General features: G+C 36.2%; 8 protein-coding genes. All 8 read right to left on the bottom strand.

What is annotated here, in order from left to right:
- Positions 1–63: 63 nt before the first annotated feature.
- On the bottom strand, positions 64–819 hold the full coding sequence (locus H6G08_RS32460; RefSeq protein WP_190550717.1) for a hypothetical protein: 756 nt from the start codon (positions 817–819) through the stop codon (positions 64–66).
- Positions 820–869: 50 nt separating this feature from the next.
- A complete protein-coding gene (locus H6G08_RS32455; RefSeq protein ID WP_190550715.1) occupies positions 870–1,967 on the bottom strand; it encodes a hypothetical protein in 1,098 nt (365 codons plus the stop codon).
- Between the two features lie 22 nt (positions 1,968–1,989).
- The gene (locus H6G08_RS32450; protein ID WP_190550714.1) at positions 1,990–3,351 is read right to left on the bottom strand and encodes a cellulase family glycosylhydrolase; all 1,362 of its coding nucleotides are present in this window, start codon (positions 3,349–3,351) and stop codon (positions 1,990–1,992) included.
- A gap of 8 nt (positions 3,352–3,359) precedes the next feature.
- Entirely contained in the window at positions 3,360–4,319 is a 960-nt protein-coding gene (locus H6G08_RS32445; protein ID WP_190550712.1) for an arabinofuranosidase catalytic domain-containing protein, read from the bottom strand.
- A gap of 286 nt (positions 4,320–4,605) precedes the next feature.
- Complete coding sequence (locus H6G08_RS32440; RefSeq protein ID WP_190550710.1) at positions 4,606–7,869, bottom strand: hypothetical protein; 3,264 nt, start codon at positions 7,867–7,869, stop codon at positions 4,606–4,608.
- A gap of 10 nt (positions 7,870–7,879) precedes the next feature.
- Entirely contained in the window at positions 7,880–13,018 is a 5,139-nt protein-coding gene (locus H6G08_RS32435) for a hypothetical protein (protein WP_190550707.1), read from the bottom strand.
- Complete coding sequence (locus tag H6G08_RS32430) at positions 13,018–16,143, bottom strand: peptidoglycan DD-metalloendopeptidase family protein (RefSeq protein ID WP_190550705.1); 3,126 nt, start codon at positions 16,141–16,143, stop codon at positions 13,018–13,020. The genes H6G08_RS32435 and H6G08_RS32430 overlap by 1 nt, the downstream gene beginning before the upstream one ends.
- Positions 16,143–17,498, bottom strand: a complete 1,356-nt coding sequence (locus H6G08_RS32425) for a hypothetical protein (protein ID WP_190550703.1) — start codon at positions 17,496–17,498, stop codon at positions 16,143–16,145. Before H6G08_RS32425 ends, H6G08_RS32430 begins: the two co-directional genes overlap by 1 nt.
- Between the last annotated feature and the right edge of the window lies 1 nt (position 17,499).

The raw sequence follows: 17,499 nt of genomic DNA, 5'->3' as shown, positions 1-17,499 counted from the left end.
GTTATGTTCATTGGCTTGAGGAGATGATGTTATGTTGACTATTTTAGGCTTTTTAGAATTACTCTAACCAAATATGTAAAGTTTTGTATCGAGATTCAACATTTCTGATCTAATACCTATCCATTCAGTGCCTTGATAAGTAAAGGTTGCTAGGTCAAAAGTATAAGGAAGCTCAGGCCCTTGAGTTACTATTAAGCCCCCTGTATTTGATGTATAAGCTGAAGCAGTATTAATATGTAATACAACACTTCTGTTATAAGCAACAGAAGCACCTCTACTAAGAAATAAATTACCAATACAGTAATTTTGCTCAAGAGCAGTAGAGGTATATCTTTGATGTAAAGGTATAACAAAATTAATAAAGTCATTAAGAACATTAGTAGGTATACTAACTTTCTTCCAGAACTTAATATAACTATTACCTTCTACAGTTGAGTTACCTCTTACAGTTAAATTACCTAATGCTTCTATATCACTATATTGAGGACTAATATTAAGATCATATTCCTCAAAGCGTCTAATACTTCTATCCATCTCAGAGTTCCATAGAGAACTAGAGAACTTAGAACCATAGCTAACTGTTTGAACAACACTATTAGGTGTCTTTCTTCTTACTTGAATTACTGTACTAGGTATAGATGTACCTGTATATGTAAGAGTAGTGGGAGTAGTTTTAGTATAGGAACTATTGCTGACACTAACCCCATCATGAAATACTACAAAGTCTTTTATAGATAAGTCAGTTAATAAATTAGCTGCAGTGACATCTATTACAAAATTAGTACCTGACCTAGTCACTGTTACAAATGCTGTTGACATATTAAATTAATATATTAAGGGTTAGTAAGGGGAGAATATTCTCCCCTTTATTACTGCTCTGTATACATACGGTACATTCTTATATTTCTAGCTACGTTGTCAGTTGTTCTTAACTGAAAACCATTGTTCATATAAGCATTAGCAGTAGGAAGGTTATTAGAAGTAGATCCTGAATAACTTAAACCATCTGTTAGGTTATCTATTCTGTATCCAATTGAAGTACCTGCTCTAGGACATTCAATGTAGAAGTCATACATCTTTTGAGGAGTAAATGTAGCACCAACTATAGGCACAACATTCTGAGTAGTACCATCCTTAGTTACAAACATCCAAGTAGTATCACCTCTAGAAGTACTGTATTGGAATGCAGCATAGTTACCAGCTATATCACTTGTTGCTGTAGCACTACCATCACTCCATATAGCATCTAAACCATTGAGACCAATAAGTATTCTGCAATTTGTATAAGAAGCATCAGGGAAGTATAAGCGAGCAAAGTAAGAGAAACCACCAAACCCGTTGGCATTACTTCCTCTACAATAAATACGAGCATTAGCACTAGACCCTGCTCTAGCTTCACCAGTAGCAGCAGTAGCATAGTTAGTCATGTAGGGTACTAGGTCATCTGTTGGGCTGGGGTGAGAAATAGTACCTTGGTTAGTAACATACATTCCATGTGTATCAGGAGCAGTACTGCCATTAGATGGATATAAAATACATACATGGTTTCTACCCATTCCAGCTTGTATTAACCATTCTCTGCCATCAGGAGCTTGCATTACAGGACGTACTCTAGTGGCAAAGTCTCTACCATAAACAAGAGTAGTGTTAGCAGCAGGAGCAATTAACTTATTAGCACTTCTAGAGAAGTTAAAGGAGGTTAGTGTCTTCTGACCTGTGATAATTTGACTGGAGTTAGTGTTAACTATTAGATCAGTATTAATTGCATCTAACTTAGCTTTATCTACAGCAGTCATTGAGCCAGCTCTAGAGCTAGTAGCAGGAGTACCTGTGAATAGATCGTTAGGTGTTATTTTTTTATTACCTGAAGTACCTGCACTTACATCTACAATAGGTAGAACATCATTAGCTCTATCTAATTGAATACCTAAGAGTGAGGTACTATCTGTTATTTTCTGTGAGGCCATATTATTTTTAATTTATATAAGTTTATTCTTCTTGTAAAAATGAACTGTTATCTTCCATTAGGAAGAAGTCACCATCTTCCATTAGTAAACCAACTGACTGAGATGGAATATTAGTACTGTTAACTGAGGAAGATAGGGTAGATATTGAGTCAGCAGATAAAGCAGTATCAAAACCTATAACAGTATCTATATATCCTGAGTAATTAGGACTTGATCCACCAATAATTAAACTACCGTTGTAATTATAAGCAGCTACTTCTTTATTCCATTCCCAGAAGTCATTACCATTATGTCTAGTGGTAGTTCTTAAGTTAGTAGGTTTAGTTCCATCAAGTCTATCTATTAGATATCCACCATACATAGTCTGTCCACTAACTACTACAGCGTTAACAAGACCTTGGTTAGAGTGAGGACTATCACCATACCAACTCCAATGTAATGCTCCTACTCTCTTCTCTCTACTTACTGCATATGCTGCTTGGGTAGCTCTTTCTATAGAGTTGCCTGCATTGTCATATCCAAATTCACCAAAATATATTGGTAAACCTAAAGCATGAACTCTAGTTACATAGTCCCTGAGTTTATTGTTATAAGCTTCTTGGTTATGTTTAGAGTCTTCCCCCCATGTTTCATATACGTGTATACCAAAGAGAATATTGTCATATTTAATTACAGGAGTATTACTATTATCAGGATCTCTAAAAGATAGTAAGTTCTGACCTCTACTTAATATTCCACTAGATGTAGTAGGAACTACGTTAGCGTTATAACTAGCTCCACCTTGTCCAAAGAATAAGTCATTACAGACAATAATATTCTGAGCACCTGTATCCCTAATAGCTTTAATGTATTTCTGGTACATATAAGTCCAGGCATTTAATTCACTGGATGGGTTAACTCCACCAGGTTCATTAACAGGTTCTAGCCAGACATAAGGGTTATTCTTATATAGGTTAGCTAGTGTTACTCCCATATCAATTACTTGCTGTAGTGTAGGGAATGTAGTATCTGTAAGTAACTTACCAGCAGCAGAGTTATCTATAAAGTGAGCATAGTCAAGGATACATACCATGCCTGCTCCTGTTATAGCTGTGACAGCTTCATTAATTGCTGCCATCTTGTCAGCTCTAAAGTCACCACCTCTTGAGGTTAGGTTAAATAAGTCAGCACATACTCTAACTGTATTAACTCCCCAAGCTTGGATATAGGTAACAGCATCAGGTATATATCCTGTAAATGTTCTAGGAGTACCTGCAATAGTTACTGTGCCTATCTTCTGAGTAAAGTAAGGAAAGTTATAACCAGCTACGTTAAACCCTCTAGGTATAAACTCTGACCAGTTAGGAGCGTATATTTTATTTCCAATAGTTCTAAATATTGTCATATTAATTATTAAGTTGTAGCTACCTGGTTGCCATTTAAATAAACTTTCTTAGTACTTGTTGTACAAGTACCTACCCATACCCTTGAAGTATTAACAGGGAAGTTAACTGAGGGGTTATCGTAGGTTAATGTACTATCAAACTGAGTTGCTGAAATAGTATTAGCATCAGCATACCCAAGAATAATATTCTTATTAGATATAGATGTAGAGTTTTGTATAAAGTTATTGTTTGTACTAATACTAGTAGCTCTTTCCTTAACCAATAGAGTAAAGTCACTAGCTAACCAGGAAGTATCAATAAATAGAGAGCCATTGGTAAATGAAATACCTCTGCTATCAAACTTACCAGAAGTAATTATCTGAGGTTGTAGAGATGTATCAACCTGAGATGCATTCCTATTGTTAGGAGACTGGTCATAGTATACAGTTATAAAACCATTAGATGAGCCTACAAAGTCTAATAGAGATGTAATGTCTAATTGACCATTGCTATCAAAATAGATATCTTGCTGGGCATTATCAGAGCTTCTACGTACTCTAATACAAGGGCCTGTATAGTCAGAGAATAACTTAGTAAGAGAATAAGCAAATACTACATTTGTATAACCATCAAGTGCAAGAGTAGGTGTAGTAGTAATAGGAGTATCACTTGACTTATAAGCTAATACTTTACCACTAGTTAATTTATAGGTAGTTATATCACCATAAATAGTTTGGCCTGCTGGTATTGTGTACCCAGTTAAAGCACCTGATACTCCATCAACAGTAATACTACTAAAGACAGTATCATTTAGTATTTGAATAACACTAAAGCTGCCTGTGACTGTAGAGGTGTCAGTGGTAACTACTCCACCATATTTACCTAAGTCTTCAGATAGCTTCTTATTTAATAAATTAAAGTTTATGGCATCTGGCTTTCTATCAAAACCATCTGTGCCATACAGTTGCATTAATAATTCTGAATTCATATGTATCAAATATTTATCTATAAATTTATGTAGCCCCTTAGTTAACCAATAAGTTAAATGTAAAGTTAAACAATAAGGATAGAACGCAGGATAGGAGAGGGTAGGGAGAGGGAGAGGGAGAGGGTAGGGAGAGGGAGAGGGTAGGGAGAGGGAGAGGGAGGGAGAAGGGAGGGAGGGAGAGTTATACCTACATGGTACGTACTATATATTTCTATAACTCTTATTTGATAAGGCTTTCAGTCATTTTAGGGTGTACAAAAACTGTCCAAATTCTTCATTACAGCTTCTACTGTCCTTCCTGAATTACTCTCTGTAATTCTTCTTGACCTACTATTGGTAAATTACCTTCTACTATCTTTTGCTTAAGCTGTTCTCTATATACCTGAGAAGGTGGAATGTCATTCATGATCATGTATGCTGCTATCCTTCTAGCATCCATAGCAGTTTGGTTTAGGGTATCAGATAGTTTATTTAACTTAGCTTCCCTTGCTTTAAACTCATTAGGTGGAATTTTATCTCTATTAGCTGATAAGTATAATGACTCCTTCTGCCATCTCTTCTGCATCTCACTTAGGTCTATCATGATACTGGTAAAGGCTTGCTGTACATTCTTCTTAGTATCTATAGACCTATATTTTTTACCTAGTAACATATCTACTTTTTCTGAATTAGTTCCCTTCTCCCAAGCTAATTTAGCAGCATCCTTATCAGTTCTTGAATAGCCTGCCCAGCTAGGTTTACCAGGTACTATTACATTACCCTTAGAGTCTGTTATCTCTCTTCTACCAAATACATCTCCTGGGTTAGTTCTATTAATTACATCCAGTAATGGTATTAGGGTAGTTACTATTCCTTGTGCTGCTTTAGGTACAGGCAAGCCTAGGAAGGTATTCTGTCTATTATTATCTATCTTCTCACCTGTGAACTTATCCCTACCTGTAATACTATAAACAAGATCATCATAATAAGTACTACCAAAGAAAGCTCTAGCAGCATCAGTCCAGTCAGTTTCACCCATAGCTTGCTTTCTTTGTTCTGTGCTAGTGCCTGGATAGAAACCTAATGCCCTTTGAATATGTTTACCCGCTATATCTACAAAGGATAAAGTATCACTTGTTCTGTCATAATTAGAAGGAAACATTACCATGATGTGACCAGTATTAGGGTCTCTTCTCTTAAGAACCATTGGCTCATCATTCTCATATTCATTTAAACCAACCTCAGGTATTTCATTTATTCCATTAGCTTGGTTAAATAATGAGCTAAGTCTTTGATATGCTAAGAACCTTTGAGGGTTTCTCATTGCCATTCTTATAGTTGAGCCTAAACTAAAAGCTCTCCAGGTAAAGAAAGGTATAACATACTGATCTACCTTCTTAGTCAAAGTACCTGCCATATCAGTAGATGGGAAGTATTCACCTATCCATCTATCTAATTCTTCAAAGCTATTTATATCAGGTCTTTTTAAATTTAAACTAACTACATTCTCCAATACATCAGGTAAGCCACCCCATGTATTCCTCTTAGCAACAGATAAAGCAACAGTAAATTTCATCCACTCATCCACAAAGCTGGATATCTCAGCTAATGTACCCACTGTCTTAAAGAAGGTATTACTAGCTGACTTACCAGGATGTTTAGCTACTTCTTGTAGAGTTCTAAGAAAGTCACTGCCTAACTCTTTAGCTACTACTGGGTCTTTAAATACATCTGAGTATCTCTTTATATAACTGAGAGATGCTCCCCAATTAATACCAGAATGTTTATCTATACCAGGAATACTGTTATCTAGTCTTGCCCATACTTCTTGAGCAAACTTTAACTTAGTATATTTCTTATTACCTACTACTCTAAATACCTTAGTATTATCTATTATACTGAGTTTATTCATACGTCTAGCAGCAGTAAAAGCAAACCCTTGTACTAAGTCATGTAGGTGACCTCCTGCAGCCACTAGAGATATCATTCCATCCATTAAGTTTCTAGTAATAAATTGTATATTACTACCTAGTAATGCACTACCTTTTAAGTATTTACCCCACCAAGTAACATATCTAGAAACATTAGATAAATGAGCGGCAGAGGAGGATATCTCTAATTGAGCAGCTAGGTTGCGAGCAACTGTTTTATGTACATACATTCCCTGCATAGCTGCTTGCTGTTCAGGAGTAAAGAACTTATTAAGTATATTAATTGCATCCTTCTCATCAACCTTAAAAGCCTCAGCAAAGTTGATAAAGTTCTTTTTATTCTTATCTGCTAAGTTAGCAAAGTCTGCTCCTGTAATAGCCCATCCTTGTTTAATAGCTTCACCAGAGAATACAGTCTGAGTCATTGACCAGTTTTGTGTAGCTTTCTCTATATCTCTGCTAACCTTATTTAATGCTTGTTGAGGGTCGGTAATAAATAATTCATCTAAACTCCCAAAACCTAAACTATATTCTTTATTCAAGGTAGTTATTATCTCAGACATAGACATAGGTATTTGCTGAATTACACCACTATCTACTAAAGTATCTAAAGTACTTGCTGGAACTTTCTTTAGTAATTCATTCCACTCTTCACCATTGGTTATCATCCTAGCTAGATCATCTCTAGGTACACCTAGTAACTCAGAAACCACATCAAGATGAGCAGGTACATAATGGTTAGTGTTTCTTATAGTCTCAAACTTAGAACCAAACTCAGCTTTATCAACACTTACTACTTTGGTTCTACTACTTACTTTAGGACTTATTCCTTCTGCTGCTGCCTTAGCTTCACCTATTTTCTCTAGAGCATCTTTCTTATAAATGTGAGGAAAGTAACCCAGGTTAGCTAACTGTTCTACATCATAACCAACAGCTTTAGCAGCTAAGTTAGCTTCAGTAAAGGTAGTACTAACATTACTAGCTTGCCCTTTAATGAGAGTTAGACTCCATTCATCTAAACCCTTAGCTTTCCATTTATTTACAAACCTGTCATACCTAATTTCATTAAATATTTTGACCCCATCTGTATCACCATAAAGAGTATTACGTTTAGGGATATTACCTATCTCTAGAACATCTACCATTAATTCTCTAATTTCTACTGATGATAACTTTTCACCAAAGTTAGCGTGTATAAAACCCCTTAGTTTACTAATACGTTCAGAAGAAGTATAAGCAGTAGCAGCACTAACTGTACTTCTAGCGCTTCTCTTAGCATTAACCAGAGTCTTTTTAACTTCACCAGCAATAGAATATTCTAGACTAGGGTTGAATAGATCAAACTTCCTTAAAGCCCCTAATTCAACAGCTAAGAAGGTCTGTATTTTATAGGACTGGCTTGGATCTATTGAGACAACTTCCCCAACTCTTTGCTGCCATATCTCTTCCTTCTTAGCTATCTCTCTAGCTTCTTTAAGGGCTTGAGCTTCTTCAGCGTTATTAGGAAGTCTAGCTAGCATCTCATTTCTTCTGTGAGTTTCCTCTACAGCTTTAGCTATCTTCTCCCTACCTTCTTTAGTATTAAAGTTATACTTCTCTCTTTCTAGTTCTGTTGGGTTGTTATTACAAATATTAGACATTTACACTTCCTTAGAATTCACAAGGGTTATCGTTAGGTTTACTAAGTTCTCTATCAAGTCTTTCCATTTCTTTCTGGTCTTTCTCTAATTGCTGTAGCCTATTAACTTCTTTTTCTCTCTGAGCTAATTCAGTAAGTTCTGTATCTGCTTCATCTAAATTACTAATAGCTTCAACTTGCTTCTGTCTAGCTTCTTTAAGTTTATTAATAGTATCTTCTCTTAATTGAGACTGAAGCCTAACACCAGACTCCATGTGGTTAACTTGAGCAGATGGGATATTAGGGTTATCTAAGGCAGTCATTGAGTCAGCATTATGTCTTGCGATCGCAGATCCTATCTCATCAACATTATCTAGAGCTTGTGTATTAATAACCTGTACTTTAGAAGTATCAAGTACATTAAGAGTATTACCGTCACTTAAACCATCAAACCCTGCTTCTCTTAGTGAGTAATTAACTTGTCTTTTAACATTAGATAGTGTTGCTTCTGAGTTATCACCAGACTTAACTAATGCCCTCTCAATAGCCCCATATAACTCACTAACAGTTATAGTGTCAGTATTTCTTTTAACTATTTGTACAAAACGTTTAGAAGCTTCTGTTCCTTTACCAACTACAGACTGTAGGGAGTTAACAAATAACTTCTTAACTGTTTTACTAGCTGGTTCATTAACATCTATTACATTATCTAAGTTAGGTTTAAGTTCATATACTTTAGGAGTACCAAAGTTTCTGTCTTCTATGTAAGGTAAGTTTTCTCCTACTGTTGCTTTAGCAAAGTGACTAGCTCTTTCTGGATCAGTACTTAAATATAAACCTTGACCCCATTCAGCATTACTGCCTGTACTAATTGGGTCATAGTTAGGAGACCAGTTAACAACACTAGAGCCATGATAGAAAGGTTTAGAGTTAATAGGAGAGTCTGCTAGTGAGTCAATGACCTCATCATATTTAAATACATCTAGCTTTTCTCCTTCTCTTAGTGAGTCAATAGCTTCTCTAAGTGGACGAAGAGTGCTATCTAACTCCTCGTTAAAGTTATCAAGTAATGCAGCATCATCACCTGCTTTAGTCTTAAATAATTCTTGTGCCCTTTTAATTAAATTATTAAGGCCCTTCTTATCTCTAGGTTCTATATTCTTAATAGCTTCTAGTACTATTTCTTTAGAGTTGTAATTAGTAGCTATATCTTCTATAACTTGAGGAGAAATTATATCTGCCTCACTTATAGACTTTCTACCTATATCAGCAGTATTCTCTATTATTCTTACAGACTCACTAAGGGCTAATTCTTGCTGACCTAACTCATATTCAAGTTTATTAACTACATCACTAATTTCCTCTAAGTCTCTTTCAGCTTCCAGTTTTATAGCAGTTGCTTCTACTACTGGTTGACTCTTACCTATTTGGTTATCAGGTATTATTTCATTTTGTAGTTCTTTTAGGACAGCCGGGTTCTTAACATCAGGGTTATTAAGTTGATCAGTTATTTCCTCTAACCTAGCTAGAATGTCTTCTACCTTAGCTGGATCATCTGTACTATTTAGTGCCTTCTGTAGTCTTTTCTGTTCCCTTTTTAACTCATTAATAGCTCTGGTTTTATTTAACTCAGTACCTTTCCAATATCCAGTACCAGTCATCATAACTGGTATTTCAGTTACACCACTATCTCTGAGTACAGCAAACTCATTAGCCCCCTTAAGGAATTTAACTTGACCATCAGAGCCTACAGATATTTGAGGTATAGTTACTGGTTCATCTGTATTAGCTATTTTTAGTAAAGCTTCCTCATATTTCTTTTTAACAGAACCAATACCATCAGCACCTATCTTCTTCTCTTTCCATGCATTATCTATTTCACTGACAAGTACTCTCTTTAATTCACCCTTAGCTTTATTGTCAGTAAGATAATTTATTTTATTATTACTAGCTTTAGCTTTAATTCTAGGTTTCTCATACCCAGGTAGGAATGACTGTTTAACTGATGTATTTATTGTCTGTGTAGACTTTTGAGTAAGTACAGTATCACCTCCCTCAATTACAGAAGCATAGCGAGAGTTATCTACTACCACTTCTTTCTGTGCCTTGTAAGCCTTAGGGGGATCAACAACTATTCTAAAGTTAGGATCAGATAAAGCAGCTATATCAATAGGTGCCCCATTCTCAGAGAACAGTCTGTAATATACAGGGTCTTGTATTCCTCTAGCTTCTAATATCTTCTTAACATCAGTCCATCTTTGTATTCTTACCTTATCCTTAAGTATTCCTCTATAAGCACTACTGATAATAGGTTTACCATCTGGAGCAGGTACTACTCTCATTAAAGCTAATACTTGGTCTTTAGTTCTCTTAGCTTGTTTAACTACTTCTTCACCTATCTGAGTACCAGGTATATTGTTAGATAATAATTTAGCTGCCTCAGATACAGTTAATTCTCCTTTTAATGCGATCGCAGGTAAAACTTTAGTCTTAGGTTCAGGAGTATTACTAATAGTTTCTACTTCTTTTTTAAGTGTCTCTACTACATCCTTTTGAGCTTCTATCTTGGCAGGTCTTATATTAGGTTTATTTTGTAGTCTAATAAGTTCTGATGTTTCTCTAACTAAGTCTGCTTCCTTTTCTACTTTAAGAGGTATAGAGGGACTAACTAATTCTGGTGCTGGAGATGGAGCTTTAGTCTCTACTGATGTTGGAGTTAGGGCTTTAGTTTCTAAGTCATCTACAACATTCTGTAGTGGTGTTTTATTAACAACCCCTTCTACAGCAGAGGTCGTCACATTACTCTCAGGTAATAAACCTTTAACAGGGCTAGGAGGTAATTCATTTACAACTTCTTTTAACCTTCCTAAGTCATTTAGTTTAATAACAGGTACTTCTACATCTCTACCTATTATTAACTTAATGGCTTCTACTTCAGGAACTAACTCAGTTGTTCTCTTAACTAATGTTCCTTCACTATTAATTAGTAATACTTTAGTAGGTTTATTAGGAACAACTGAGCTGCCTATAGGAGTAACATCAATAGTAATTACCCCATCAGCTTCTTGAGTTATTCTTTGAGCTTCATTAATTTGTGTAGTTAGTTTATTTAACTCAACCTTGGAAGCTTGAATATCTCCCTTCTTAAGAAACCTGGCTAACTTACCAGACTCAGGTATACCCTGAATAGCTGTCAATGCTCCACTGATATTATTACTATTCAGGCTAACAGATACTTCATTTAACTTAGTACTTACTTCTACAGAGTTAGAAGCTAGCTTAGGAGTTCTAATACTATATTGGTCAATGCTGGCATTAAGTGAATTAAGGGCTTCTCTAGCTTTACTATATTCTCCATTCCTTATTAAACCTATTATGTTTCTAGCATCTGCTTGTAGTCCATAACCTTTATAACTGTTACCAAACTCCCTTAACTTCTGAGCAGTTTCTAGGGGTTTATTATTATTTAAGGAGGCTCTGGCACTATTAAGTATACTCATTGCCTCATTAGCTTTAGCCTCACCTAAGTTAAATGTTTTATTAATAGGTATATTAGGAACCTTAAGAGGACTAGGAGTTGGCCCTCTATATGGAGTAATGAGAGTAGGGTTAATAGGACTAGGTGGGTTAACTTTCTTAGGAATATTAAGAGGAGTAACTTTAACTAATGCACTCTCAGGAGGAATAGGAGTATAAGGTTTAGGCTCTGGCTTAGGTGCTTGTACTATTTTCTCTGGTGCTTTAATAGGTACTTTACTAGGAGCTTTAATAATACCCATCTTCTTAGCTAATGAGTATATTGGTTTAATAGCATCAGTAGCATCAGGCATACCTACATCAAGTAGTAAGCCTACGTAAGTTAATGGGTTAGTATATTCTATACCAGCATTACCAGGGTCTCTACCTGCCTTAAGACCTATAGGGTTTTTAACTCCTTGAGTATTATACTCATAGTCACTGAAGGAATAACCAGCACCTTTAAATACATCTAATAAATAATTACCCTTATATTTAAGGTCTGGGTCTAATAAACCATTAGCAGTAGGACTATAGTTAGGTCTATTACCTTTAATAGCATTCTCTGCCGTCTTCATGGCTAGAGCATTAACTATTCCTCCTACTAACCCAGGTAAACCACCACTCGCAGAGTTAATAATATTACCAGTCTGCCCTGCTAGATCAGCAGCATTCTTAGGTTTAAGGTCATTAACATTTGTAGGAGTGTAATTAAATAACTGTCTAACTGTCCAGTTAGGAAGGTTATTTAAGTTGTATAGAGCATTACCTATTAAAGGGATACTTTTTAAACCATTATCTATATTCTTTTTAACTTCAGCAGCACCACCCATAGGAACTGAACCAAGTAAATTAATAAAATATAGAAATGGGTTATTCCCTACATTAGTTCCTGGTAATAATTGTCTAGTATCTACAGGCCCATAAGTATTATTAGGCTGGTTATAGTAAGAAGAATTAGCCCCTAATGGTTTAGTACTATCAGGTCTATACTGTCTTGGATCAGTTCTAGTTTGAGGAAGGGCTTGAATATTAGCAGCAGTAGAAACTGAGTTAGCAAAGTTAGATATTCTGCTATAACCCGCTTTCCATTGACTAGAGTAATTAGGGGTAGGTATATACAGAGTTGGAATATAATTATTAGTCAATTCATTCTCATCGACTACTGCTTGGTTTATCTTTCCTTGTCTAATTAATTCTTCTCTATAGTCTTTAGATACAGCACTATCAACACTCCCATAAGTTTCCCCAGATAGTACAGGGGCAGATGTGGGCTGTATTTCTCCTGGTAGGTTAAAGGTACTTGTTGTTGGGGGAGTGCTTTGACTATTGTTGGTAGAGGGGGAGCTTGTTGTATCTGACTCAGTATTAGTTTCAGTAGTGATACTCTCTCCTGCTGTGGGGGCAGGATCTACATTATCAGTCTGAGATATAGGTGTCTCACTGTAATAGTTATCAGGTGAGTTATTAGGTAATACAGGTAGCTGCTTGTTGGGTGGAACTATGTTAGTAGTACTAGTTAATGGTGTTTGACCTAATTGTTGTTCCACACTCTGAGGTTGTAATTGAGGTAATGGAGTCTTTATATTAGGTACTTTTAAATTGTCTTTATTCTTAGGGTTATTCCCTTCTTGAAAGTCTTGAATAATACTCATTATGCAAACTGAGATATGTGGGGGACAAAGCTATCAGAACGTCTTAATTGTTCACATACTTTACATCCTTCATGGTAGCCAGTATGAGTTGTAGCTATTAAACGTTCTATTCTTACAGCACTAGACTGCCATTTTCTACCTACAGGTTTACCCATTCTATTGAGATATTCCCTTAAGGTTGTCCCATAACTATCTCTTCTATTAAGTGCCTTATTTTTATCCTTAGCTAAGTCTCTAGCTAAAGACCATCCACCTAATACAGCAGCAGCATAATACTCTGCACCTTTACCCTGAACATGAGGTTTAACATAAGAGAGTTGGAAGTACTTAACCATCCAAGGTACTTGCTTCTCTGGGGGAAGCTTCATTAATTGATGTATGGTAATTCTTGGCATCTTAAATTGAGCAGATATATCATCTAATGCATCCTGCCCAAAACCCATAATTCCTACATATTGACCACCAGCACCATGAGCCGACTGCATCTTACTAGGACTAAAGCTAGTTTCATTATTGATAATGTCAGCTAGAACTGCTCCTGGTATACCTAACTCTTTAGCACCTTTATTAATAGCTTCTCTCATAGCAGCATTGTTAGCTAAGTAAGCATAGCCATGAGTATCACTCATATCTTGTTGAGGAGCCATGCTGGACTGATATCCAGTCTTAGCAGGGTTCTGGGGGGTGAATGTTTTATTAGCATCGGTTAAGGGTCTATCTGGCTGGTTAATTCTACCCAGTCTTCCATTATGGATATAAAAACCACCCGCTAATTGGGTTGCATTATTAGGAACTCTAGGCTGGTTGCCTCCCTTATAAGTTGCATTAGTAGTATCTCCAGTAGGTCTTTTAGTATTAGATACAACTACAGACTGTGAAGACATATACTCAATAGGGTCAATAGTTCCTTGTTCCTTAAACCCATCATTGGTTCTTATCTCCCAATGCAGATGCGCTCCGCTAGATCGTCCTGTATTACCACTTAAAGCAATAGTATTACCTGGGGCAACTACATCACCAACCTCAACATTAGTAGAGCTGAGGTGAGCAAACCTATGGTAAGGTCCATCAGCACCTTTGATGGTTACATACCAACCATACCCATTCTTATCAAACTTCTTTTGGACTACTCTACCTTGCATATAGAAAGTAATAGGAGTACCAGAAGGTACTACAATATCTTCACCTGCATGAATATGTGTAGGACGCTTCTCCCTATAGTCCCTTCTAGTAAGTGCAATATTCTTAGTACCTGCGGGAAATGGAAGGATAATTTTAGACCTAGCAGAGCCACCAGTAACATCATTAGAGAATGGAGTACTTACAGTTAAGAAAGCATTGATATTAGTTAGTGTGCTGGAGTTAAACATTATACTTCCAGTGTCGGGATCTTGAATTACATAGTCAGAATTTATCCCTTCACCCTGACCAGCATTAAAATTTCCTTGTATTCCTAACCTAGTGTTTCTACTTTCCTGGGCTCTCTTTTGAGCCGCTTGTGCTTGCGTATTAATATAAGTTTGAACTGCTTCTATTCTTTTAGGCCCTTCTTTCTTAAGTGCTTCTGGAGGTTTATCTAAACCATAAGGTTGGTATTTAGACCTAATACGTTCTGCCTCTTCATCTAAGGTTCTTAACTTAGCATTTGCTGCTTCTAGATATCTGCTTCTAGCTGCATTCCATTGTGTCACATCTTCTTTATTAATACCTCCAAATAGTTCTCCAAATACCCCACCTTTTTTACTTTGAACAATTAACCATTCAGTATCATTCTGCTGAACTTTAGCAATAGTTAAATTTAAGTCGGCCTTTTCTCCAGGTATTTTAGATAACCTATCAAAGTCTCTATCATGTTCCTCTGCTAGACTTATTGCTGCTCTTACACCGGGTATCTTAGAGCGAATTGGGTCATTTTTATACTGCTCTAATACTGACCTATTATTCATGAACAGTAGAGTTAATGCCCCTACTTGTTCATTAGTAGTTCCTATATTATTAACTTCCTGACTAATTTCATCTATCTGACCTTGTTCTAAAGCTTGTGATAATTCTTGAGCAGTTCTATAGTCCTTTTGAGCTTGGAAAGGGTCAGGGTCATTTAGGGTAGCTGGTAGACCATTTCTTCTTCTAGCTTCAAATAATTGATATTCATATACTGAGCGAGGTATTTCTTCTTGTGTGCCTAACTTAGACTTATACCTAGCAGTAATTTGAGAAGCTTCTATAGTGTATTTCCTAGCCCCTTCTAATTGAGCTACAATTTGCGCTCTGGCACTCTGGTTTTCTCCTACTGCCTTCTGAACCTCATCCCATAAACTAGAAATAAGTGTATACTTGTCGGAGTCTGATAAGTTTATATTTGGGTCAGTAAGTATCCCATTAATTTTGGTAGATAATTGCTCAAGAGTAGGGTTTATATCTGCTGTAGGGTTAGCTTTTATTTTAGATATTTCAGGAGATATTTCAATTAACTTACCACTGAGAATAGTACTAGTTCTATTCTTTTCTATCTTGTCAGTCTGCTCAGTTATTCTAGTATTATCACTATCTAGTTGAGTCTTAACGTTTTGATAGATAACATTACTAAATTTAGTTACTTGTTCTGGAGTAAGCCCACTTTTTTCTAATACATCAAAAGCCTCATTTCTATAATTTATAGCTCCTACTAGTAGACCTCCTTCCTTGAAACCACCAGCTAGATATTTAGTGTGTATATCTCCTAAGGCTTGAGTTACGGCAGCTTCTTTAGCATCTTGTTGAGCTGCTTGTTTAGCTGCTAATTCTTTCTTCTGTATTACAGCTTCATCAACTTTTATTTGATAGTCGCTTAATTCTTTCTTCTTACTATAGTCAAGGTACTGTAAACCAGCTTGAGCTAGTCCACTAAGTAAACCAGTAAACCCATTATTAGGGTTACCTTCTGCTTGAGCTATTGCCATATCAGAACCTAACTTAGCTTGGTTCTGTTGTCTCAATGCTTCTATATTCTGAGTTAACCTTTGCTGGTCATTCTGTAATAGCTGTGCATTCTGTTGGAGACTGTTAGTTAATGTGTTATTAGCTAAGTTAAGGTTTTGTTGTGAGTTATCTTGTAAAGTATTATCTGTTCCTACTAGTTCTATCATTATTGCACTCCTGGTGCTTTCCATTCATAAGATCCATCAGCTTGTAAACCATTAGAGGTATTATTACTATTTCCAAAAGGGCTGTACCAAGGAGTACTTAATAAGCCTCCATAAGGGGTATTTATATCATTAGATAAACCATTACTTGCATTGTTTAAATAAGTGGCATTTCTTAATTCATTTTTTAAATTAGTCTGTCCCTGTGTAATATCTCTATAGTCTCTTAACCTATCTACTAATGCAGCTTGACTCACTCCATTAACTCCACCAAGTAAACCAGCATTAACTTCCATAGCTTTCTTAGCTTGACTAGTAGAGTTATCTATATAAGGTCTAAAGGTGTTATAAGCATTAAGCCCCATATTTAGATAAGATAGAAAGCCACCTGGTATAGCTTGTTGTTGAGCCTGTAGTGCAGACATACTGCTCATTAGACTTGCATTATTAGCTGCACTCTGTAAGTCATAACCAGCTTCAGCACCTATAGTATTAACCTTCTCATTATTAATAGCTTGAGCATTAGCCATCTCCATAGTCTGCATAGCTATATCTCTAGAGTTAGCATTCTGTTTGAGGGTATTATCTATACTCTTATTAGTCATGTCATATTGAAGACCTATCTGCTGATATTGTCTTTCTACATCACCTAGTAATTTACTTACCTCTAATAACTTAAGGTCTCTCTCAGCTTGGCTTTGAGAAGTAATAGCTTCAGACATTAACTTAGCTACTTCCTGACCTGCCTTAGTTTCCTGTAGAGCTTGTAGGTAAGTACTTGCATCCTTCATAAAGTCATAATTAGTTTGAGCTTGTGAGGACTGCGATCGCTGACCTATTCCAGCAGCAGCATAGAAAGCTTCTTGAGCTGCTCTTCTTGCTTCACCTTGGGTTAATAGTTCACCCTGCTTGGTGTAATTCTGCTGGGCTTGTTGACTATTCTGACTTAGGTATTGTGATAATTGCTGTAGTTGCTTTTGATAGTCAACATTAGTTTGAGCTTCTTGTTGTTTTAACTGAGCTTCATTTCTAGCTAGGTTTGTTTTATTAGCTGTTAATGCTGCTTCATTATTAAACCTAGCCTGAGCTTCTTGTATCTTCTCTACTGACTGTTGGGTTAATAGAGTTGCTCTCTGTGTTTGATATTGTTGCTGTCTAGCTAAGGAGTTCATTGCATTTTGATAGTTAGCATAGTCCTTAGCTTTATCTATTTCTATTTGTCTTAGAGCAGCATTATTAGCAGCAGCTTGTTGTTGTGCTGCTATCTGTGCTCTTTGAGCTGACTCCTGTTTCTTCTGTGATGCTATGCCTGATATAAGAGATACTCCTCCTATAACGGCCCCTACGCTGGCACCCATA

Origin of the sequence: Calothrix anomala FACHB-343 (assembly GCF_014696435.1) — a bacterium.
GTDB classification, from domain to species: domain Bacteria; phylum Cyanobacteriota; class Cyanobacteriia; order Cyanobacteriales; family Nostocaceae; genus Aulosira; species Aulosira anomala_A.
This window is presented reverse-complemented; position numbering and strand designations above follow the sequence as displayed.